Genomic DNA, 23340 nt, shown 5'->3' with positions numbered 1-23340 from the left:
AGCATGATTATTCCGGCTTTGGATTTGATCGACGGCAAGGTGGTGCGTTTGCATCAGGGCGATTACGGCCAACAGCGCGACTACGGCAACGATCCGCTGTTACGCCTGCAGGACTATCAACAACAGGGCGCGCAGGTGCTGCACCTGGTCGATCTGACCGGCGCCAAGGATCCGGCGGCGCGCCAGATCCCGCTGCTGCGCAAACTGCTGGCGGGGGTTAACGTGCCGGTGCAGGTCGGCGGCGGCATCCGCAACGAGCAAGACGTCAGCGCCCTGCTGGAGGCCGGCGCCACGCGCGTGGTGATCGGCTCCACCACGGTGAAACAGCCGCAACTGGTGCAGAGCTGGTTCGAGCGCTACGGCGCCGACGCGCTGGTGCTGGCGCTGGACGTGCGCATCGACGCGCAGGGCGTGAAACGCGTGGCCATCAGCGGCTGGCAGGAGGATTCCGACGCCACGCTGGAACAGGTGGTGGAGCAGTTCCTGCCCTACGGGCTGAAGCACGTGCTGTGCACCGACATTTCGCGCGACGGCACGCTGGCCGGTTCCAACGTGGCGCTGTATCAGGCGATCAGCCGCCGCTATCCGCAGGTGGCCTTCCAGGCCTCGGGCGGCATCGGCAATCTGGACGACATCGCCCAGCTGCGCGGCAGCGGCGTTGCCGGCGTGATCGTGGGGCGCGCCCTGCTGGAAGGTAAATTTAGCGTTGAGGAGGCGATCGCATGCTGGCAAAACGGATAATCCCGTGCCTGGATGTTAAAGACGGGCAAGTGGTGAAAGGCGTGCAGTTCCGCAACCACGAAATCATCGGCGACATCGTGCCGCTGGCGCAGCGCTATGCGCAAGAAGGTGCGGACGAGCTGGTGTTTTACGATATCACCGCCTCAAGCGACGGCCGGGTGGTGGACAAAAGCTGGGTATCGCGCGTGGCGGAGGTGATTGATATTCCGTTCTGTGTCGCCGGCGGCATTAAAAGCGCCGAGGACGCCAGCCAAATCCTGTCTTTCGGCGCCGACAAGATTTCGATCAACTCGCCGGCGCTGGCCGATCCCGAGCTGATTAGCCGCCTGGCGGAACGCTTCGGCGTGCAGTGCATCGTCGTAGGCATCGACACCTGGTTCGACAGTGAAACCGGCAAGTATCACGTCAACCAATATACCGGCGACGAGAGCCGCACCCGCATCACCCAGTGGGAAACCCTCGACTGGGTACAGGAAGTGCAGCGCCGCGGCGCCGGTGAGATCGTGCTGAACATGATGAACCAGGACGGCGTGCGCAACGGTTACGATCTGCAGCAGCTGCGCCGGGTGCGCGAGGCCTGCAAGGTGCCGCTGATCGCCTCGGGCGGCGCGGGCACCATGGAGCACTTCCTGGAAGCGTTCCGCGATGCGGACGTCGACGGCGCGCTGGCGGCGTCGGTGTTCCACAAACAAATCATCAATATCGGCGAGCTGAAAAGGTTCCTGGTTGAACAAGGCGTGGAGATTCGCGTGTGCTGACAGAACAACAGAACAACCAGCTGGACTGGGAAAAAACCGACGGCCTGATGCCGGCCATCGTGCAGCACGCCGTTTCCGGCGAAGTGCTGATGCTGGGTTACATGACGCCGGAAGCGCTGGCGGCCACCGAGCAGAGCGGCAACGTCACCTTCTTCTCGCGCACCAAGCAGCGCCTGTGGACTAAGGGTGAAAGCTCCGGCCACTTCCTCAAGGTGGTCAGCATCACGCCGGACTGCGATAACGACACGCTGCTGGTATTGGCCAACCCGATCGGCCCGACCTGCCACCTCGGCAACAGCAGCTGCTTCCACCCGGCCGCCAGCGACTGGACGTTCCTCTATCAGCTGGAGCAGCTGTTGGCGGAGCGCAAGCACGCCAGCCCGAACAGCTCGTACACCGCCAGCCTGTATGCCAGCGGCACCAAGCGCATTGCGCAGAAGGTCGGGGAGGAAGGCGTGGAAACCGCGCTGGCCGCCACGGTCAACGATCGCGAAGAGCTGACCAACGAGGCCTCGGATCTGATCTATCACCTGCTGGTGCTGCTGCAGGACCAGGATCTGGACCTGAGCGCGGTGATCGGCCGGCTGCGCGAACGGCATCAGAAAAAAGCGTGACGCTAACTCGCGCCCAATAAAAAAGCCGCCGGGCGTTAACCTCGGCGGCTTTTTTTATCGCTCAACGGGGCGGGCTTATTCCATCCATTCGGTATGGAACACGCCTTCCTTGTCGATGCGTTTATAGGTGTGCGCACCGAAGTAGTCGCGCTGCGCCTGGATCAGGTTCGCCGGCAGCACCGCGGAGCGGTAGCTGTCGTAGTAGGCGATCGCAGCGGAGAAGGTCGGCGTAGGAATACCGTTCTGCACGGCATAGGCCACCACGTCACGCAGCGCCTGCTGGTACTCGTCGGCGATTTGCTTGAAGTATGGCGCCAGCAGCAGGTTGGCGATATCGGCATCCGCCGCGTAAGCGTCGGTGATCTTCTGCAGGAACTGGGCGCGGATGATGCAGCCGGCGCGGAAGATCTTGGCGATTTCGCCGTAGTGCAGATCCCAGTTGTTTTCTTTAGACGCGGCTTTCAGCTGAGAGAAGCCCTGTGCGTAGGATACGATCTTGCCCAGATACAGCGCGCGACGCACTTTCTCGATGAATTCGGCTTTGTCGCCGGTGAACGGTGCCACTTTCGGGCCGGTCAGCACTTTAGACGCGGCAACGCGCTGGTCTTTCAGCGAGGACAGGTAGCGCGCAAACACCGACTCGGTGATCAGCGACAGCGGTTCGCCCAGATCAAGCGAGCTCTGGCTGGTCCACTTGCCGGTGCCTTTGTTGGCGGCTTCGTCCAGGATCACATCGACCAGGTATTTACCCTCTTCGTCTTTCTTGGTGAAGATGTCTTTGGTGATGTCGATCAGGTAGCTGTTCAGTTCGCCCTTGTTCCACTCGGCGAAGGTTTCGGCCAGTTGCTCGTTGCTCAGGTTCAGCGCCTGCTTCAGCAGGGAATAGGCTTCGGCAATCAGCTGCATGTCGCCGTATTCGATGCCGTTGTGCACCATCTTCACATAGTGGCCGGCACCGTCTGCGCCGATATAGGTCACGCAAGGCTCGCCTTCGGCAACCGCAGCGATTTTCTCCAGGATCGGCGCCACCAGCTCGTAAGCTTCTTTCTGGCCGCCAGGCATGATGGAAGGTCCTTTCAGCGCGCCCTCTTCACCGCCGGAAACGCCGGTACCGATGAAGTTGAAGCCCTGGTCGGACAGTTCGCGGTTACGACGGATGGTGTCCTGATAGTAGGTGTTGCCGCCGTCGATCAGGATATCGCCCTTGTCCAGGTGCGGAGTCAGCGAGGCAATGGTTTTATCCGTTGCTTCGCCCGCTTTCACCATCAGCAGGATGCGGCGCGGTTTTTCCAGCGATTCGACAAACTCTTCAACGGTGTAATACGGCGCCAGATTCTTGCCCGGGTTCTCAGCGATCACTTCGTCAGTTTTGTCGCCAGAACGGTTGAAAATGGAAACGGTGTAACCACGGCTCTCGATGTTCAGCGCGAGGTTGCGGCCCATTACCGCCATGCCGACAACGCCGATTTGTTGCTTGGACATTTAGGAACTCCTGTCTGAGGATGACCCTGCCGGCAACGTCGGCCAGCAGGTTTTGTGATGTGGCACACATGTTAACTCAGGATTGAGCCGGGTGGGTAGTGATTGGTGCGATAGGTCGACACTCTCTGAGGGTTGATAAGACAATTTTATCTATTCAACGCTTGTTTCAAGCAAAAACGCAAAGCGCTGGTAACGTGCCAGATAAAATGTTTAGAAAAAAGTGAGCGACTACGCATTTGAGCAAGATGCAATGCTTTAAATTGAGGCAAATAAACAACGTTTATCCCTAACTCCCGCCTCGCTCGCCAGCAAATGTCAAGATCTTCACAGTACATGTAGTAGCGCGTATCAAATCCGCCCAGCTCTCGATAGCATTTGGCAGTAAACAGTAAAAACGAGCCTGCTGCCCATTCAACTTCCGTATCCTGAGTAATTTTGTCTTTATCGTAGATAGACTTATTTTTCTGCAGCAAGAATGAAACCGCAAAGCTGCTAATGGTTGGGAAATGCCTTATCCCTTTGTCATAAATAGTAAAATTTTTATCGTTGAAGAGATTGATCGCAACTAGCGAGTATGTGTTTTGTTCCGCGTGCAACAGCAGTGCTGCCAGCACAGATGGTTCGATAAAAACATCAGGGTTAAGCACCAAAAAGCGATCCCCATCACGCATTCCTAACTCTTGCTGGCACCAAGTGAAAATATAGTTATTGTTTGCGCCAAACCCCATAGGCTGATCAACAAGATAATGAATGCCAGACTCCTGACAATATTCCTGAAGTTCACGCTGTGGCTTGTTATCTTTCAAAACGACAATGTAGTTGTTTGAGGCCAGCAGTTTTAGACATCCCTCATCAATGATCATGTTGCCATGACCGTGAGATATAACTGAAATGAAGCACCGACATGGCTCAACTAAAGATTCAGGCATAAAAACTCTAATATAAGAAATACAAGGAAATAGTTCTCGTAATGGTTGTTCTTGCAACCCCACATTTTAGCAAGAAAAGCTGCCAAAGCACAAAACGTCGGGATCTTAACATCCTCTCCAAAAATTTCTTATCCTCTTTTTTGAGTTCCCCACCGTATATCTCATAGAAACTTATCGCCTGCTCAATCACTAACCGATTCTGATGTGCAACTGAGGGCAGCCGCATAAATTTTGCCAGAATACGTTTCAATCCATAGCCACTGCTGCCAACCACGTTATTCGCATGTTGCCGATACTTTATCAATCGTTCAGGAAGGAACACCAACCTTCCAAAAGTGGTAGCCAGCAAACCCAGCCACCAATCATGCATCAACATATGCTGGCTAGGGCGAAGATGCTTAAGCAGTGATCGATTCACCATCACAGTTGCACCCTGGATACAGTTTTGGAAAAGCAAGCGAGGAAACACCAACTGGTGATCAGGATTAAGTCGCTCATTCTGTAAAAAAGAAGCGCTCAAGAAGCGAAGTTCGCTGTCAACTAATTCAGCATCTGAAAAGATTAATAACGGCACGGACTCATCGCCGATTTGGCTGACCGCTCGCTGATAATATTCAATTTTATCAGTTACCCAAACGTCATCCTGATCGCTCAAAAAGACGTTCGTTGCCGTCGTCAAAGAAAGCGCATGCAGGAAATTATGCGCGGGCCCTTTTGGGCCCGCAACACGCTGCTGCACATCGAACGGAACTGACGTCGTTGCAGCGAAATTAGCAATCAATTTCAGCGTATTATCCGTAGAACCATCGTCACTGACAATGATCCTCCGCGGAGAGATTGTCTGGCCGACAATTGAGGCAAGCTGCTCGACAATGTAGCGTTCACCGTTGTAAGTACACACCACAACTTCGTAATCAAACACTCATCGAGCTCCCGGCAGATAAGATTTTACCGTCCATTTGAGTTTCCGAAGCAAGGAAAAAATCGTAGGGTAGTCGCGATGCAATTTATTGATAACACGCTGACGAAAATGTGCATACCGATTTAGAGAGGGAATGCCCGCCTGTCCCCCCTGCTGCGCCTGGCGCAATGACTCCTCATAGAAGAGCCAAAAGCGCTCTGTCTGCGCCTTAAGTAAGGTAACCGAGGTAATAACTCCCGATGCAATAAGCTGCTCGCACGCTGCTGAAAACTCTTTGGAACTGCTTTCCCAATCCGGCCACTTTTCAGCGGTAGCCAAAGCATTTGCTTTCAATTGAGCCAGCTCATCAGGGTTATCCTTAAGGCGGTTTATAAACTCGATGATTTCCTGGTTTTGGCGGCTGAAAGACACCAGTCCATTGACATTATGCTCAATATATTCGTCGTAACCAGTCACATCATAACTGATGGAGGTGCCACCAGTATGATAAATCTCCAACGGGGGGCCAAACATTCCTTCAACGGTGGAAAGTTTAACCAAAACATCGCAAGAGGCGTAAATACTACCGATCTCAGAAATTGGCACACGGCTAAACAGACGATCAACGTTCGGGTAAGCACCAATTTCAGTCGATGTGACAAACCAGACTTCATCAGCACGAGACTGCCGGCACAACTCAACTGCAAGTTCCGTATTTTTAAAGCTGACGTTTAACGGACCTTCCACTAATACACGTAGCTTTTCAGACGCTCGAGGCACCTTTGGTTTAATCTCATCATTAAAATAAGCCTTGCTAATTCCATTTCTGACCAATAACGCATCTTGGTCAAAATGTTCTTTAAGGTATTCTTTAATCCATGTCGCTTCAGTGATAAAATTAACATGCAAGCTATAAGTCAGATCGACAAGCGTGCGTAAAGTCACTTCATCTTCCGGATAGAAACGCGACTCGATGGATTGAACAAAAAATGCATATTTCTTGGCATTGATTTTGTTGAGATAAAATACAGTACGCCACCAAGTCGCAATAACCAGATCAAACTTTTTTTCAGCAGCTTCAGCATAATCCATCCAAGTCAGTTTTTCTGCACCTGGAAACCACTCTAACCGCTTATTGTTTGGTTTATCCTCAGTGATAATCGTGATATCGTCACCATTCTTTCGCATACGCGTAGCATGTTCAAAAATGACATTAGTGCCGCCACTGATATCCGGACTCCATAGTAAAAAAGCAATTTTACTCATTATTTAGCCCCTTTAAACTTTATTTTTTTCACCAAAAAATAAGGATATTTCAAATACCATACGCCATTTGCATGGAAATCCAGAGGTTTCCACCAAGCAGAACCAATGGTGTGTCGAGGATTTCTCACCAAGCGCTTAAAATAAGACAGGGGGGAACGTTTACTCTGCCCAAAGGAGCTAAAGTTGAATACGCCAAAATTCTCATAGTGTTTGATCAACGAAAATTTTTCACGTTCAACCCGACTCGGCAACATCACGCCACGAAAGTAAAACTTTTTAACCGCTTTGCTGATCTCATGATCAGATAGCGAATAAACACGCTCTATTTTTGAAAAACCATTGAATTGATGCAATGCACGCTCTTGGAATGGCGCTATTTGCTCATAGAAGAAAGCGAGCTCTGAGTCGTTATGGTCGAAAACAAAATTATCGATGTCAACACCATATCTCTTTAGGCTGCCATGCGAGGCCCCCATAAAAACTTCAAAACCGGCACGGAACTCGTTAAACATATCATCACCAAGGCGCTGCCCCCACTGATGATCAAACAGCAGCCCCTCTTTAATATTGTTCTTATGGGTTTCAGCCCCATCCAATATACCGAAATAGTAACCAGACATATTGCGCTGGGTCGCTTTTACCAAATTATCTTGAATACTACCCTTCCAGCCGACATCAACAACATGAACCCATTCATCATGTTTTTCTGCCATCAACGAGTCACAGTAGTCATTGAGATAGATATTCTGTTCTTTGCGCTCGCGTTCATAGATAGCCTTAAAGAATTCATCATCTATTAACGCAGAAAACGCCGGCAATCCAGCAATATTCAAATGCTGCTCTTCAAAATCCACCTGAGGAAAACGCACTTTAAGCTCAGATACATAATCATCGAGATTAATGCTTTTCAAAAAGGCAGTCAGGCTACATGAACCATACTGATATAATAACTTGTTGAATGTGCTGCCACTCAGAGGCCCCAATGAAGGCAAGTAGGTTGCTCGACGCGACACATACATATAATGACTAGTAATACGCGAAAAATTTTTCGGCAAACTAGCTTGAAATTTGTCAAACGCCTTTTGAAGAAACTCGCCTTCCCTTGCAAAAAAATAAACGTTTTTAGCTTGGTTTATCACCAAAGACCAATAGAGCCGACGCGTGAATAAATAAATTGCACTACTTACCCAGTTAAAGCTGAAATTATCTTCAGCGATCACCCGATTAACTTTGTTCTCCACCGCAAGGCGCTCACGATCCGCCAGTAGGCTCTCATCATATCGGTGTTGATCCACAGGCAAATGATGCGCAAACAGCCCCCTGGCTGTCGACATAGCAACATCACTGTGTGCATTGTCGCCCAACATAATCGTCTTTTTAACATTCAAACCTAATCTTGCAATAACCACATCATAAGCTCGCCCTTCTTTCTTCGTTCGCTTATTTTCGCTGGAAACGAAGAATCCATCAAAAATATCATCAAACCCATGACATTTGGCAAAATAAACAATTGATTGTTGATCTAAATAAAAATCAGAAACCAAATAAATACGTCTACCTTTCGCTTTTTCAGCTCTCAGCATGTCCAACGTTGCTACTATTGGTTTTTGCACAGATAGCTCAATAGCCAACTCTAGATCGCGGCAAAAAGCAAGGAAGGTGTCACTTTCTGGCAATCGAGCCGCAATCTGCGCACGTTGAAGTTCATAATACAAGGCAAGCGACATATCATCATAACGGAATTCAGCGTCATCGCCTTGCATTTGACTACTGGCGCACAATCCCGCTTCGATTCTTAAACGTAGAGCATATAGATCCTCTACGGATAGACAAATACGATATGAATCCACGAGAGCGGCAGCCCATTTACGTTTCACGACTTCAGGGTGGCAACTACGCTCGACTACAGTATCAAAAAAATCGACCAGAATGGTTTCGATATTATCGGCAATCGTGACAATCATTGTAGATATAATCCATTCACAGAGTTATTGGTTCGAATTTTGCTTTGAAACGCTTTCCAGCTGTTCCTTAAGCATCTGAATAATCCGCTCTGCCTCAGACAAAGCTTGATCTCGGGAACGGACCATCTCTTCCGTGTCCCTGAATGCTTGCATTCTTTCTTCAGAGATGCGCTCTGCCTGTTCTTTATAATATGTTACTTCATTGATTCTTTTTTCAGCCTCAAGCAACAACTGCCAACGTTGTTCAGCCAAGCGTTCTGCAAACTCCAAACTTTGTCGCAATGGAGAGACCAATTCTTGGTCATATTCTATGCGACTCATACCTGTAAATAGCGTATTCTTATTATAAATAGCGTCAACATTAGATGAAATCGCAATGAAAGAACCGTTCATTACGTTCTTGTTTTTTGCATTAAATACCGCAGGCGGCATCTTTTGATCTTGAAATGTATGCACTATAGAGACGAGTTCTTGAGCGATAACAGCAATATCAACATGCGAAAATTGGGCTTGCAACAATGTTTTCAAAGCTTCTAAAGAGAAGGCTTGAATATGGTAAGGGTTAGGCCCATACAAACTGACACAAAAATTCTCGTAATCTTTAGTTGGCACAGAGCAAATAAATATCCCATTTGGTTTCAGCACGCGTTTGACTTCTGCAATCGCTAATTCAGGTTGCTCAAGATGCTCCAACGTTTCTAAGGAAATAAATGTATCGACGCTACAATCATCGAACGGCAAGGCTAAAATCGAACCATACTCAAAACGAGAATCCGTCGTATTGTGCTCTTGTGCATAGGCGATTGCCTCTCGATCAACATCCAACCCTGTGTAACTGACTACAGCAGGGTTAGACAAGACGATAGGTGCCGAATATCCGATACCGCATGCACAGTCAACCACAACTCCCTTGGCAAAACTGGCAACGTACTGATAACGCTGGTGATGTTCTTCTCTTAAAAACTGCAACTTAAGAAGATCGTTCTCAATCCGTTCCATACTTACCCCTTGGCCACCACAGACCAGCTATGTTCAATATCATAAATTCCAACGGCACTGAAGTTATCGGCTACAGAAAACTCACAGACCGGTACAGCTTCGTTAATTATCTGTATACCATCTTGATCATTGACAGCGACTCGCCAGTTATAAATACCTGACAACAACTTCAATGCGGGAAAATCAATAGTCACTCGTCCTTCCCGACTTAGGGAAAATGGTTCTAAGCCACGCATTGCTGTAGTCGTCCCACAGATATATACCCCATCTTTACGGTAAAGATTAAAGACAAAGGTCAGCCCATCGAATTCCCCGTCACTTCCTTCATATTTGTAATCGAAAGACAGTTTAACATTGTCACCGCTAGCCAGCTCGGTTACTGAATTCCCAGTCCGATCGAGAAGAGATACATTAGCTATTTTTATCAATCTGCTACTTATTTCATTTTCAATAGCTTTATTTTCGGCATCTTGAGTCTCCATCACACTCTTCTGCATATCAGAAAGGTAATGCTGAACAGCAACATCTGCATTTCCAAAATAACGCTGTACACCTTTTTCAAGGTATAGTGCACTATTACAGATATTTCGAACCTGATAATCATCGTGCGAAACGAACAGGATTGTACATCCATCATTTCTGATTTCATTAAACTTCTTTACACATTTTCGCTGAAAGCGTGAATCTCCAACAGCAAGAATTTCATCTACGATTAATATTTCAGGATCGACATGAATGGCAGTGGCAAAGGCTAAACGTGCAAACATACCACTCGAAAAAGTCTTAACCGGCCGCTCGAGAAATTCACCGATATCGGCAAAGCTAGCTATTTTATCGAAACGCTCCGTAATTTCTTTACGCGTTAAGCCCAGAAGAGATGCATTCAGGTAAACGTTTTCACGCCCTGTGAACTCTGGATTAAACCCAGCGCCAAGCTCTAACAACGGTGCAATACGCCCTTTAGTAAATACGCTGCCGCTTGTAGGCGCCAAAGTTCCACAGATCATTTGCAACAGAGTTGATTTACCGGAACCATTGACACCAATAATACCGACTGTTTCACCTTTTCTAATCTCGAAATTAACGGAATCCAGAGCGACAAACTCCCTACCCTTAGCCCCCCGATACCCCAGCAAGGCTCCCAGGCGCTGCATCGGGCTGGAATAAATCTGATAAACTTTACGCAGATTTTGCGCAGAGATAACAATATTAGAGGACATCAGCAAAGCCTCTCTTTACCTTTTTGAACCAAGTTATAGCTAATACGTACAGCACAATACTGATACCCCAATAGAGTGCATAGCCTTCAAGACTGAATAATTTTCCGTACAGGACGACATCACGTAAAGCTTCGACAATAAACGTTAACGGATTAATATAAATCAGCATACGATATTGTTCTGGAACAGCAGTAATAGGATAAAATATAGGCGACATAAATAACATTAAGGCAATGATAACTGAAACAACCTGCCCCATATCACGAATATAAACACCTAGCGATGACAAAAATAATGAAATGCTATATGATAATAAAATCAATGGAAGAATAACAATAGGAACTAATAATGCCATTAGACTAACAGGTTGCTTTAGTAAAATACAAAAAATGGCAAAAACAATGCATCCCATAAAGAATTGGAATAATGCGCCAAAAACAGACACCCAGCACAAGGATTCAAGAGGAAATAAAACTTTTTTAACATAGCTGACATTATATACATATATTGTTGTCGCCTTGCCAAGACATTCGGCAATAAAACCATGTGTCAGCAGACCGGTAAACATAATCAAAGTGTAATTTTCTGTCGTTGTCAGCCCCCACTTGGCTTTAAAAACAAAGCCAAAAATAAAGCTATAGATAGAAAGCATAATCACAGGGTTTAGCAGCGACCATACGATACCAAGACTAGTCCCACGGTAGCGACTTTCAACATCCCGCTTGGTAAGATTAAAAATCAAACCTGTATTTTTCAACAATGTCTTCATATTAATTATTCATCTGATCAATAATTTTTGGAACTACTTTTTCCAGGCTCACTCGCCAGTTGCTATTGCAGATCCCGCGTTCACGATATATTTTTTCGCAGTTAAGTATCGCATGCTTAGGTCTTTTGGCTGCGCATTTATATTGTTCACTGTTAATAGAAGACAAAGCCATAAATCTATAACTATCGTCAAATACCTTAGCTAAAGAAAAAATCTCCGCAGCAAACTCAAACCACGAGACAATCTTGTCCCCGCAAAAATGATATAGCATGGGTTCATTAACCCCTTGGCTAATAATAGTGAGAATACATTTAGCTAAATCACCAGCATAGGTAGGTCGACCAAACTGATCGTTAATAATAGCAAGCGATTTACGTGTCTTTCCTAATTTAAGCATGGTATGCACAAAAGAGGTGCCATGCTCACTGAATAACCAGGATGTGCGGATCACCACGGCGCGTGAGCACGTGGTTAGTACGGCTTTTTCGCCAAGCAGTTTGGTTTGACCATAGACATTTAGCGGCCCCGTTGGTGAATCTTCACACAAAGAAACGCCCTCTTCTGCACCGCTAAAAACATAGTCTGTCGAAATATGAATCAGTGGAATGCTTAGGCTCTCTGCAATCATAGCCAGATTAGCTGGACCAATAACATTTGCAGCCTCCGCAACGATGATTTCTTCTTCAGCTTTATCCACTAGCGTATAAGCTGCTGCATTTACAATGAAATCTACATTCAACTCCGCAACAGTTTGCTGCACTGCAGGCCAATCAGCAATGTCAAGTTGTCTGCGGTCCAGGCTAACGATCTGCCAATTGCCAGGCAATGTATCCGCCAAGCAATGGCCTAGTTGACCATTGCCGCCAGTTACCAGTATACGCATTTAAAAAAGCTCGCTGAATAATTTGCCTTTAAGATCCTTCTCAGAAAGCTGGGGATGCTCTATAGGCCATTCAATCGCCAGTTCAGGATCGTTCCAACTCAAGCAGTGCTCGTTCTTCGGATCATAGTAATCGGTGCATTTATAAGCAAAGTCGACTTCATCACTCAACACCAAGAAACCATGTGCAAGGCCAGGTGGGATCCACAGTTGCTTCTTGTTACCCTCAGATAGATTGATCCCTAACCATTGTTTGAAAGAAGGTGAATTTGGACGGATGTCCACCACAACATCATAGACCTCCCCTCTTAGGGTATAGACCAGCTTCCCCTGGGGACGAGAGGTCTGAAAGTGCAAACCTCGCAGCACGCCACGTGTCGAACGAGAATAGTTGTCTTGAACAAAATCATGTTCAATATCAAGTAGTTCTTGGTAACGTTGCTTTTGGAACGTTTCGAAAAAGAAGCCACGCTGATCACCGAAAATCTTAGGTTCAATCACTTTGACGCCGGCAATCTTTGTATCAATTACTTTCATTTGACTACTCACTCACTCGGAATTTCCTACCCAACCAGTGTCTCCCTAGCGCTGCTGCCATTTTGAATAAGCCGAGAACACCTCACATTGAACTATATTTGAGTGGGTCTAAACGCCCTCTAAATCAACTTAAGATAGTTCGCTACTGAAGACATTGCAGGATAGCACAGTTTCTTCATTCCTTTAAAGCATCCTCCAGCATGAACACAGCCTCTACCTAGAGGCCGTGCTAGTCATAACATTACTCTAACATATCAAATCGTTAAGTGTCATAGGGCCTGGTTGGGACACATCAATGATAGCAGGCTAATGATGAAGTATGTGCGTTAACAACGTGAAAAACCATGCATAGCTACTCTCATCGAGAATTAATCTCATTGATATAAAATGATTTTTTTAATATTTTTTTAAAGATATCACTTATTTGGGGATATTTAACATAGGATAACTCTGATGGTGATAATGAGATTGTTAATACAGACGTCTAACTGAAATATAATGTAAAAAACAAGTTGCCATATAAGGAAAATAAAACAGGCGTAATAAAAAATCACGCCTATTCAGTGTTATTTTAGCGATAACCCTGAGGGTTGTTCTTCTGCCAATTCCACGCGTCACGCATCATGGCATCCAAATCACGGGTAGCCTTCCATCCCAATTCTTTGAACGCCAACCCTGGAGCGGACCAGCATTCGGCAATGTCGCCGTCTCGGCGTGGTACAATTTGGTAAGCTACGTTGCGACCTGAAGCCTTTTCAAAAGCATGGAGCATCTCCAACACCGAATATCCTACCCCTGTCCCCAGATTATAGACTGTAAAGCCTCTGTGCTCATCGATGTGTTCAATCGCCTTGAGGTGCCCTTCAGCCAAATCCATGACATGAATATAATCTCTGACCCCCGTACCATCCTTAGTCGGATAGTCGTCACCGAAAATAGACAGTTTCTCCAGTTTTCCGATTGCCACCTGAGCAATATAAGGCATCAGATTGTTGGGAATACCATTTGGATCTTCACCAATCATGCCGGATTCGTGCGCACCAACCGGGTTGAAGTAACGTAAGGCGGTAATGGAGAATTGCGGTTCTGCTTTAGCGAAATCTTGCAAAATTTGTTCTACCATCAGCTTCGACGTGCCGTAAGGATTCGTCGTACCGCCAACGCGAGACGTCTCGGTCAAAGGAACTTGCTCTGGAGTGCCATACACCGTGGCAGAAGAACTAAAGATAAACTTATGCACACCCGCACGACGCATTTCCTCCAACAATACCAACGTGCCGGTGACATTGTTCTGATAGTACTCGAGCGGCTTACGCGTCGACTCTCCGACAGCCTTTAGCCCAGCAAAATGGATCACAGCCGAGATGTCGTGAGCCTCGAAGATGCGATGCAGACACTCAGCATCCAAGATATCGCCTTGGTAGAACTGAGCACTTCTACCCGCGAGTTTCTCAACGCGACGCAGAGACTCATCGGAAGAGTTTGATAAATTATCTAACACTACAACATCTTCGCCATGTTCTAACAAAGCCAGAACAGTGTGAGAACCGATATAACCGGCTCCTCCGGTGATTAAAACCGCCATAAAAACTCCTTACTCGCGCTCCTGGCGCTCAAGATGAACTGCCTTATTTAAGCAATCAATTGATTTTAAATGAAATTCGCACTAACGCACGTCTTTTCTATCATAATTGACCATCCCTATGTTCATAGAGTTCCTTTGATTCGATTGGCTTTACAAGTATGCAAACGAAAAGAGTTGTCGTAGGCAGCACCAGTGTATTCTCTTTTGTGCACAATGTGCTGATGCTCTTTACCGAGATTACCCTTGAGGATTTTGTATCCGAACTTCGGTGTCCATACGAGATGATACTGACAGCGATAGAATACATGGGAAGCGGATTCATATCTGTTCATGCTACTTACCCCTTGATTTGCTGATAACAAACCGAGGCAGTATTTAGCATGTGCCCCCTACGGGCATAGTCCCACATGAACGATCACCACCTCCATAAGGGGTGGTTTAGGATTGATAACAAAAAGAGCAGCTCAACGCTGCTCTTTCAGATTAATGCTCATAGTGAATATGTTGCTAGCGACTGCGGGCAAAATACTGCGCTACCCGCATAACATCTTTTTCATCCAACGTACCGGAGTCGCTCAGCAAGGTAATCCACGACTTGATGTAGGCGTACTTGGCGGAGGCCAGATCGCGCTGGGCGCTATAGAGCTGCTGTTCGGCGTTGAGCACGTCAACGTTGACACGTTGCCCGGCCAGCACGCTTTGCCGGGTCGCCGTCACCTGTGTGGTGGCCGATTGTACCGCCAACTCATAGGCCGCCACCTTGGCGCGGCTGCTGATGCACAGATTGTACTGCTTGCGCAGATCGTTGAGCGTGGTGCCCGTCTGCGCATCCATCTCATACATCGCCTGGCCATAGCGCGCCGCCGCCTGCCGGGTCGACGCCGAAACGCCGCCGCCGGAATAAATAGGCATGCTGACCTGCACGCCGATGCTGTCGGTGCGGTATTTCTGGTTAACCGTGTTATCGCTGCTGGAGTCGTTTTCCGAATGCGAAGCATACAGCTGAACCTGCGGCATAAAGCCCGCCCGATTCCTTTCAACGTCATACTTGGCGGCATCCACGCCATGACGCGAGGCGGCCAGCACCGGGTTATTCTCCAGCGCGATCTTTTGCCACTCTTCAAACTTGGACGGGATAAGCGGCGCCACCTTGAACTTGCCCGGCCGCAACACCTGCAACTCATCCAGCTGGTTCAGCGGCATGCCGATAATCACTTCCAATTCGCGCTGCGCGGCATCCAGCGCATCGCGCGCTTCGATGACCTGCGCTTCGGCCAAGCTGTAGCGTGCCTGGGTTTCCGATACGTCGGTAATGGTGCCTTCACCGGCGCTCATCAGGCGATCGTTCAAGGTCAGCTGTTCCTTGTAAGCCGCCTTTTGCGCTTCGGCCAACGCGATTTGATCCTTGGAATAGGCCACTTCGACATAGGCGTTAATCACCCTAACCGCAAGATCCAGCAACTTACCGCGATAGCGTTCGTCCGACATCATCGTCTGCGCGACGCCGGCTTTGTAGCGCGCGTACGCTTCATAATCGAACAGCGGCTGCGTCAGCGTGATCGAACTGGAATAACTGCGATATTGCTGCCGCCGGGTGACCTCCGAAACATTGCCGAAAAAGTCGCTCTGCGGATATTTTTGCGTCTGCCAGTTGCGCGGCGAATTCTGATAGTTCAGCGACACTTTCGGCAGCAGCCCCGCCCTGCCGATGTTTTCGTTCTCATCTCCCGCTTCTTTCTCTTTTATAGCCGCCCGGAAAGTCGGGTCCTTTTCTAATGCCAGCGAATATGCGTCTAAAATCCCTATCGAATAAACCGGCGCAGATATCGCAAACAAAAGGGTGCCGATAACCAGACCGGCAGCCTGTCGTTTTGATTGAATCAAAATTATTCCTCGGTTAATGAAGTATGAGCGCGATCCAAAATAGGTTTAAACAGATAGCTCAGCAGCGAGCGCGACCCCGTTTTCACGAACACCTCCACCGGCATCCCCGGCTTGATGTCCTCGCCACTGAGCATCTTCATGCCCTCCGGCGAGACCGTGACCTGCATCTGGTAGTAAGGCTCGCCGTTGGCTTTGTCGACCAGGCGATCGGCGGAAACCAACGTGACCGTTCCCGGAATTTTCGGGGTTTTGTTTTGGTTGAAGGCGGTAAACATCAGATCCACCGGCAACCCGTTGTACACCTTATCGATCAGGTCGACTTTGAGGCGAGAATCCACCACCAATGTCGCCTGGCTGGGTACAACGTCCATCAGGTGGTCACCCGCTCCCACGACGCCCCCCTGAGTGAAGATATTCAATCCGACCACGGTGCCGTCCACCGGTGAGGTGATGGCAGTGTTGCCCAGATCGAAATCGGCCATTTGCAGCTTATTGCGAAACTCGCTGGCGTCCATTTGGGTTTGCGCCAGTTGCGTTCTGACCTCGCGCTGATAGTCGGCGGAACGCTGGTCGATACGCTGCTGAGATTCCTGCAGCTGCTTTTGCAGCTGGCCAATCCGCCCGACGGTTTCATCGATGCTGCTGTTCACCTCGGCAAACTGACGCTGCACTTCCAGGTAGCGGTTGCGCGGCAGGTAGCCGTCCGCCGCCAGTTGCTTCATGCTGTTCATCTGCTCACGCAGGCTGGAAAGTTGAATCTGCTTGTTGGCGCGCGAATCCTGCAGGCCTTTCAATTGGAAACGAATCCCGTCCATCGACTGCTTATAACCGTCAATTTCACTTTGCAGCCCCTGGCGGCGGGAGGCGAACAGCTGCGTTTGCAACGCGATGATTTCAGCCACGCGCGGCTGAGTTTTGATCTGGGCAAAAATAGGGGAAAAAGTGACGTTGCTCAGACCGTCGCGCTCGGCGAGTAAACGCCCTTCGGTGGCCAGCGTGGTGTAGTACTGGTCGCGCAGGGAATCGACCTGCGCCTGTGCCTGCACCTGGCTCAACTGCACCAGGACTTCTCCGGCTTTCACCTTGTCGCCGTCTTTCACCGCGATATTCTTGATGATGCCGCTGGCCGGGGCCTGCACCGTTTTGCGGTTGCCGGAAACGGTTACCGATCCCGGCGATGCCACCCCTTTATCCAGAGGCGCGAACGCTGCCCAGGCCAAAAATCCGAACAGACCAATTCCCACGACCAGCCAGCCCATCCGGGTAAACCGCCGTTCATCCTGCGGGATCTCTTCAATATACGAGTCTTGCGGCTCGCCAATGTGCGTCGACATACCAACTCCTTTAAACTGCGGACGGCAATAAAGCCGCCAGGCAATTCACGGCTTAATTAATTTGCGTTTTCGGGATATTGCCTTCATCCGGCTCGGAATTTACCGCCCTCACCGCTTGCTGAGGCGGTTGCGCCTGCGCTTTTTGCGCATTGGCTAACGCCTGAAGCACTTGTTGAGTCGGGCCGAATGCGTTGACGTTGCCATTTACCAGGAGCAACAGCTTGCTGGTCATCGACAGCAAATTGGTGCGATGGGTAATCAGAACCACCGTTTTATTACGTTGCTTGAGGAACATAATGGCCTGGTTCAACGCTTTCTCGCCCGCATCATCCAGGTTGGAGTTAGGCTCATCCAATACCACCAGCGAAGGGTCGCCATACAATGCGCGCGCCAGGCCGATACGCTGTTTCTGTCCACCGGAAAGCCCAGCGCCACCGTTGCCGAGCACCGAATCGTAGCCGTTAGGGAAACGCAGGATCAGTTCGTGCACGCCGGCCAGCTTGGCGGCTTCAATGACTTTCTCTGAGTCAATATCGTTAAAGCGGGCGATATTCTCGGCGATAGTCCCGGCAAACAGCTCAATGTCCTGTGGCAGATAGCCGATATACGGCCCCAACTCATCCTTGTTCCACTGATAGATGTCGGCATTATCCAACCGAACAATCCCTTCGCTGACCGGCCAAATGCCGACCAGCAAACGCGCCAGCGTCGATTTCCCCGACGCGCTCGGGCCAATGATCCCCAGCACGTCACCGGGCTGGATGGCAAAACTCACGTTATGCAATACCGCATCGCCTTGGGATCCCGGCGGCGTGGCGGTGACGCCTTCTACGGCCAGCACCCCTTCCGGGCGCGGCAAGGACATGCCGGTACCCCGTTGCGGATGCGTTTCCAGCAGCTTGACCAACCGGCCATAAGAAAGCTTCGCCGCGCTGTAGCTCTTCCAGACGTTAATAACCTGCTCAATCGGCGCCAGGGTTCGCCCCATCAGAATGGAACCGGCTATCATCATACCGGGCGTGATGTGCCCATCGATCGCCAGCCAGCCCCCCAGCCCCAGCACCAATGATTGCAGCGACATGCGCACAAACTTGGTGATCGACGTGACCCGCGATGCGCGTTCGCTGGCGATGCGCTGACTGTTCAAGAACCGCTGGTGCAGACCGAACCACCGGCGTTTCAGGTTGGGCAACATCCCCAAAGCTTCGATCACTTCGGCATTGCGCAGATTGGTGCTGGCCAGCGTCCCGGACATAATCGACAGCTTGCTGGCTTCCGCCAGCGGCTTTTTCGACACCATTTCGTTGATCACCGCCAATGCGATCAGCAACAGCGCACCGACCAGAGCGAAAAGCCCCAACCAAGGGTTAAAGAGGAATATCACCAACAGATAGATTGGAAACCACGGCGCATCAAAGAAGGCGAACAGCGCGCTGCCGGTGAGGAATTGGCGCAGATTGGTCAAATCGCTCAGCATCTGGCCGGCATCAGACGAGCCGTTTTTCAGATTCGCCTCGTAGGCCGCGGTATAGACTCGCGTGTTGAGCCGCATATCCAGCTGGCTGCCGATACGGATCACCACCATGCTGCGCACGTATTCCAACAGCGACATCATGCCGAACATGCCCAGCATGATCAGCGTCAGCATCAACAGCGTGATTTCATTGCGAGAAGGAAGCACCCGGTCATAAACCTGGAGCATATAGATAGAAGGAACTAGCATTAATAAATTAATAAATGCGGTAAATATGCCAACGGTCCAGAAAACCTTGCTGCGAGTCCGTATAACATCCGCAATTTCATTGCGCGGTATAAATTGATTCACTTTCTGCCCTTACATCATGTGCACTGTCAGTCAAAATCCGCATTGATTTTTATGAGATTAACCTCACAAAAAAAGCCCCCAAACATGCTCAAGACTGCAGCTGCTTTTTCATTAACTATAGATACACATTTGGAATTCCAGCAAGGCGGCAGACGAAAAAAACATTCCTCAAAAATTCAAAAAAAAACCAATATAAAGCAAAAAGTTACCCAAACCTGAATGACAGGACACCGCCCCCCTTTCCCACGCCCCGGCAAAGTCAAACCGCCACCACTGGAAATAATTAGAAATCTAATAATCCCCACAGTTAAAAAACCAACCAAAATCATTTCACTCATAAAAAATATTAATCCACTGCGACAAAAACGCAGGATTAATTGACAACACAATTAGTTATAGAAAAACCAAAACAATAGAAATAAAAAAAATCCTATAGCCTTGACAAAAATCTCATCAGCTCCTTTGATTAAAACGTGAAAGCAACAATTGGCATTAGTATGTCATTTTTATATGCCGTTGTTTTCACAAGCTTTAATACTAAAAAATCTGACCAAACCTCTTCCTGGCACGGCTATGGGGGGCCGGTCACATCTTTCTTATGTCCGTAGAAAATGGGTACATCCAAAGGGGTAACGTATGGCCACATTAGTAGCACAGCAAAAAGCGGCTGCTTTTTTCCTTGCAATCTCTGGAAAGAATATTGATACCGCGGCGTTAGATTACTACTCGCAGAAAATTGAAACTTCTGCACTTTCTCTGGAGCAAGTTGCGCAAAAATTCATTACCGGCACCTCAAGCCTGAACGGTCTGACGGCTTCTCAAATCGTAACCAAGGTCTACACCGCAGTGAACGGCAGTGCCCCCAGCAGCAGCGTGCTTGCCGATCTTTTAGCGGGCAACCCCACCACGGCATCCGTTGTTGCCAAGGTGATTAACGACGTACTTAGCTACAGCGGTTTTGATTCAACGCTGCTGACAGCACAGAGCAATTTCGAAGCTCAAGTCGAAAAAACCCTGTTCCCTGTCGCGACAGCCGCATCGTCGGCCGGCGCAGCTGACGTACAGGGTGTTTTCCATGTCGTGGGCTTAACGCAAACTCAGGACGGCATTACCTACTGGGGAACCGTATTGGCGCAGGGCAGCAAAACGCTGGCGGCGGTCGCACAAACCTTCGTGAACAACAGCCCGCTGAAAACGTTAAGCGATAGCGATTTCATCAACGCCATCTTCCAAAACAGCTATGAACGCGCACCAACTTCGGCCGAAAGCAGCAGCTATCTCGCCTTGCTGAGTGGCGGCTCGACTCGCGGCGACGTCGTAGCTCAAGTGATCGCAGCACTGAAGGGCACCGTTGCCGCCGGCGATACCACGGCCCAACAGCACTTCCAGGCGGCGACACACGTGTGGCAACCGGGTGAACTGCCGGCTCTGAACTATCAAGAACAAGTCGCAGCGGCCTTCCTGGCAATTCCTGGCCGTGGCGTCGATGCCCGCGGGCTGGACACCTGGAGCAAAGAACTGTTTGCCGGTAAAACTTATGCACAGGTCATCACTACCCTGATCAATTCAGCAGAGTCGCAAAAGAAAGGCGCTCAATTGACTGGCGATGATTTTGTTCAGCATATCTTTACCCTGGTGCATGGCACCGCCGCCACCGCTGCGCAATTAGCCAGCTATGGTGCGCTGGGGAGCAAAACGGCCATCACGCAGGCCATTATCAACGACCTGCGCAGCTCCGTCGCCACTGACAGTGCCACCGTCACTCAGCAGCATGGCTTCGAATACGATATCGGTACCAGCCTGCTGTACAAAACCGCGGCGTCTCTGACGGCAACGGCCGCCGGCGGCAACGCGACGGGCACCGTCAACACCGGCGCATCTCACCAAATTAGCAATGCCGAAACGGCAGTGTTGACGGATGTGCAACTGAACGCCAATGCCGCCAGCATCGTGAACCTGAAGTTCGCCGACCACCTGGCGAATCTGACCATCAACGGCACCAGTGCAGCAACGGTCAACCTGTCTGACAACGGGGTTAACCCTGGTGTCGATATTACCGTTAACAATGGCAACGTGATTCTGAACGCCAGTTCCGGGAATGATGATGTCATCGTGACGTCGACGGCCAACATCGCCACGGGCACCGGCGACTTTAACCTTGGCAACGGCAACGACTCGCTGAAATGGGCGGGGAATGCGGCAACCGGCGCAGCCAACACCGTCGGCGCCGGCATCTCCGCTAATGGCGGCGCGGGTACGGACTCCATCTCCGCCAACTTCATCACCAAAACCGTGGTGACCAACCAAAACGCCCTGGGCGTTCGTACCAGCACCGTGACCAGCAACGCCAACAACTTCTCGAACTTCGAGCAGATCGACCTGACCGGCTATATCGGCAAGTCCGTCGGTACGCTGATTACGACGCCGCTGATCGGTTCACCGACTACCACCAGCGTGACCACGCCAAACAACACCTTTGACTTTGGCCTGACCAACGGCACGTCCACGGTCGAAGGCACCACCGGCGGCACGGTTACGCAGAACGCAGCGGCCACCAATCTGGGCACTCAGGGGTTTGTGGTCTCCGGTCTGGCTAACGTCAACGTCATCAACGCCGCCGGCGGCAACGCCGCGCAGTTGGCAGTGAAAGGGGACGCGACCGCTGCCAGCACGCTGAACTTTACCTTCGTCCAGAATGCCACCAATCACTTCGACATCAACTTCGATGCGGTGAGTTCCGCCAATGTGAACGCCGGTGCCATCACCCTCAACAGCAGCAGCAGCCTGATTGGCGGTACTGCATTGAGTACGGTGAACGTAGCCTCGGGCGGTACCGGCAGCTTTGACAATATTCTGTCATTGGCCGGCACCAATGCGCAGGTTCAGACCATCAACGTGACCGGTGATCACGCGCTGGATCTGACGGTGGGCAGCGGTTTCAGCAACGTGCGTGATATCAATGCGTCCACCAATACCGCGGGGCTGAATCTCGACTCCAGCCATGGCGGTACCGGTGACGGTATCATCATTCAGTTGCTGAACATTCTGCCGCTGAGCGTTATCACCACCAACCTGTTGGCACCGGTGTTGACGGCGTTGGGCCTGAACGGTTACCAAATGACCGTAGAAGGTTCCAGTGCTGCCGATACTCTGGGCGTGATTGGCAACACCACGCTGACCGGCGGCGCAGGTGCCAACACCTACGACATCAAGGCCAGTAACACGCAGGCGGGTGTGACCATCAAGGACTTTAATAGCCTCAAGGACTCGATTGTCGACGTGAACCATGGCGGCCTGACTATCTCCGATGACGCCAGCGGCACCGCGGTAGCGAACTACGGTACGCGTTCTGCCGACACGTTGGATGCATTGTTGGGGACACTGGTGGGCGGTTTGACCAATGGCGTTATCGGCCTGCTGGGCGGTATTCTTGGCCTGGATAGCAGCAACTCGCTGACGTCGAAAGTGGGTGTGGCATCCGTTGTATTCAGCGGTGGCGGTAACACTGCCAGCTCTTACGTGATTATCGACAACAACGATAACCACTCGCTGGACCTCAACGATACCGTGGTATACCTGACTGGGCAAAACCACCAGCAATTGGTGGATACGTTGCACTACGCGTAAGCGTAACGCCTTCACCAAGCGCCCT

Annotated in this window: 18 protein-coding genes and 1 pseudogene; 4 read left to right on the top strand and 15 right to left on the bottom strand. The window is 50.0% G+C overall.

Annotated features, from left to right (window positions below):
• The first annotated feature begins 3 nt into the window (after positions 1-3).
• From hisA to hisIE, 3 genes are read left to right on the top strand one after another with little or no spacing between them, the layout of a single operon-like run.
• Entirely contained in the window at positions 4-741 is a 738-nt protein-coding gene (gene hisA / locus SSARUM_RS07740) for a 1-(5-phosphoribosyl)-5-[(5-phosphoribosylamino)methylideneamino]imidazole-4-carboxamide isomerase (RefSeq protein ID WP_039566794.1), read from the top strand.
• Positions 723-1499 carry an imidazole glycerol phosphate synthase subunit HisF gene (hisF, locus tag SSARUM_RS07735; protein WP_033637764.1) on the top strand — a complete coding sequence of 259 codons (777 nt, stop codon included), beginning with the start codon at positions 723-725 and terminating at the stop codon, positions 1497-1499. The genes hisA and hisF overlap by 19 nt, the downstream gene beginning before the upstream one ends.
• Positions 1493-2113 (top strand): bifunctional phosphoribosyl-AMP cyclohydrolase/phosphoribosyl-ATP diphosphatase HisIE, encoded by a 621-nt coding sequence (gene hisIE / locus SSARUM_RS07730; RefSeq protein ID WP_033646740.1) that lies wholly within the window; start codon positions 1493-1495, stop codon positions 2111-2113. The genes hisF and hisIE overlap by 7 nt, the downstream gene beginning before the upstream one ends.
• Positions 2114-2188: 75 nt before the next feature.
• Here hisIE and gndA read toward each other — a convergent pair whose 3' ends face one another.
• From gndA to SSARUM_RS07655, 15 genes and pseudogenes are all read right to left on the bottom strand, one after another.
• Positions 2189-3595: an NADP-dependent phosphogluconate dehydrogenase gene (gene gndA, locus SSARUM_RS07725; RefSeq protein WP_004938815.1), complete on the bottom strand. Its 1407-nt coding sequence runs from the start codon at positions 3593-3595 to the stop codon at positions 2189-2191.
• A 146-nt stretch (positions 3596-3741) separates the two neighbouring features.
• Positions 3742-4458: a glycosyltransferase family protein gene (locus SSARUM_RS07720; RefSeq protein WP_080281272.1), complete on the bottom strand. Its 717-nt coding sequence runs from the start codon at positions 4456-4458 to the stop codon at positions 3742-3744.
• A gap of 73 nt (positions 4459-4531) precedes the next feature.
• Positions 4532-5446: a glycosyltransferase family 2 protein gene (locus SSARUM_RS07715; protein WP_050438915.1), complete on the bottom strand. Its 915-nt coding sequence runs from the start codon at positions 5444-5446 to the stop codon at positions 4532-4534.
• On the bottom strand, positions 5447-6691 hold the full coding sequence (locus SSARUM_RS07710) for a glycosyltransferase family 4 protein (RefSeq protein WP_033646744.1): 1245 nt from the start codon (positions 6689-6691) through the stop codon (positions 5447-5449).
• Positions 6691-8655, bottom strand: coding sequence for an HAD family hydrolase (locus tag SSARUM_RS07705; RefSeq protein ID WP_033646747.1), 1965 nt, complete (start codon positions 8653-8655; stop codon positions 6691-6693). Before SSARUM_RS07705 ends, SSARUM_RS07710 begins: the two co-directional genes overlap by 1 nt.
• A gap of 24 nt (positions 8656-8679) precedes the next feature.
• A complete protein-coding gene (locus SSARUM_RS07700; protein WP_052210560.1) occupies positions 8680-9654 on the bottom strand; it encodes a methyltransferase domain-containing protein in 975 nt (324 codons plus the stop codon).
• A 2-nt stretch (positions 9655-9656) separates the two neighbouring features.
• Positions 9657-10874: an ABC transporter ATP-binding protein gene (locus SSARUM_RS07695; RefSeq protein WP_033646749.1), complete on the bottom strand. Its 1218-nt coding sequence runs from the start codon at positions 10872-10874 to the stop codon at positions 9657-9659.
• The gene (locus tag SSARUM_RS07690) at positions 10864-11643 is read right to left on the bottom strand and encodes an ABC transporter permease (protein WP_039566799.1); all 780 of its coding nucleotides are present in this window, start codon (positions 11641-11643) and stop codon (positions 10864-10866) included. Before SSARUM_RS07690 ends, SSARUM_RS07695 begins: the two co-directional genes overlap by 11 nt.
• Before the next feature lies 1 nt (position 11644).
• On the bottom strand, positions 11645-12526 hold the full coding sequence (gene rfbD / locus SSARUM_RS07685) for a dTDP-4-dehydrorhamnose reductase (protein WP_033646754.1): 882 nt from the start codon (positions 12524-12526) through the stop codon (positions 11645-11647).
• Complete coding sequence (gene rfbC, locus SSARUM_RS07680; protein WP_033646757.1) at positions 12527-13060, bottom strand: dTDP-4-dehydrorhamnose 3,5-epimerase; 534 nt, start codon at positions 13058-13060, stop codon at positions 12527-12529.
• 571 nt (positions 13061-13631) lie between these two features.
• Positions 13632-14645, bottom strand: a complete 1014-nt coding sequence (gene galE, locus SSARUM_RS07675) for a UDP-glucose 4-epimerase GalE (protein ID WP_033646759.1) — start codon at positions 14643-14645, stop codon at positions 13632-13634.
• Positions 14646-14869: 224 nt separating this feature from the next.
• Positions 14870-14977, bottom strand: a pseudogene (locus SSARUM_RS07670) (IS200/IS605 family transposase); the annotation flags it as partial.
• 175 nt (positions 14978-15152) lie between these two features.
• On the bottom strand, positions 15153-16529 hold the full coding sequence (locus tag SSARUM_RS07665) for a TolC family outer membrane protein (RefSeq protein ID WP_016928415.1): 1377 nt from the start codon (positions 16527-16529) through the stop codon (positions 15153-15155).
• A 2-nt stretch (positions 16530-16531) separates the two neighbouring features.
• A complete protein-coding gene (locus tag SSARUM_RS07660) occupies positions 16532-17863 on the bottom strand; it encodes an HlyD family type I secretion periplasmic adaptor subunit (protein ID WP_033646761.1) in 1332 nt (443 codons plus the stop codon).
• A 52-nt stretch (positions 17864-17915) separates the two neighbouring features.
• Positions 17916-19688: a type I secretion system permease/ATPase gene (locus SSARUM_RS07655; RefSeq protein ID WP_033637754.1), complete on the bottom strand. Its 1773-nt coding sequence runs from the start codon at positions 19686-19688 to the stop codon at positions 17916-17918.
• Positions 19689-20324: 636 nt separating this feature from the next.
• On the opposite strand from SSARUM_RS07655, the gene SSARUM_RS07650 reads away from it, so the two are divergent.
• Positions 20325-23315, top strand: a complete 2991-nt coding sequence (locus tag SSARUM_RS07650; protein WP_060387484.1) for a beta strand repeat-containing protein — start codon at positions 20325-20327, stop codon at positions 23313-23315.
• The last annotated feature ends 25 nt before the right edge of the window (positions 23316-23340 follow it).

It is taken from the genome of Serratia sarumanii (assembly GCF_029962605.1).
Taxonomy (GTDB): Bacteria; Pseudomonadota; Gammaproteobacteria; order Enterobacterales; family Enterobacteriaceae; genus Serratia; species Serratia sarumanii.
Note: the sequence above shows the minus strand (reverse complement) of the source record. Positions and strands in the feature narration are given on the sequence as shown.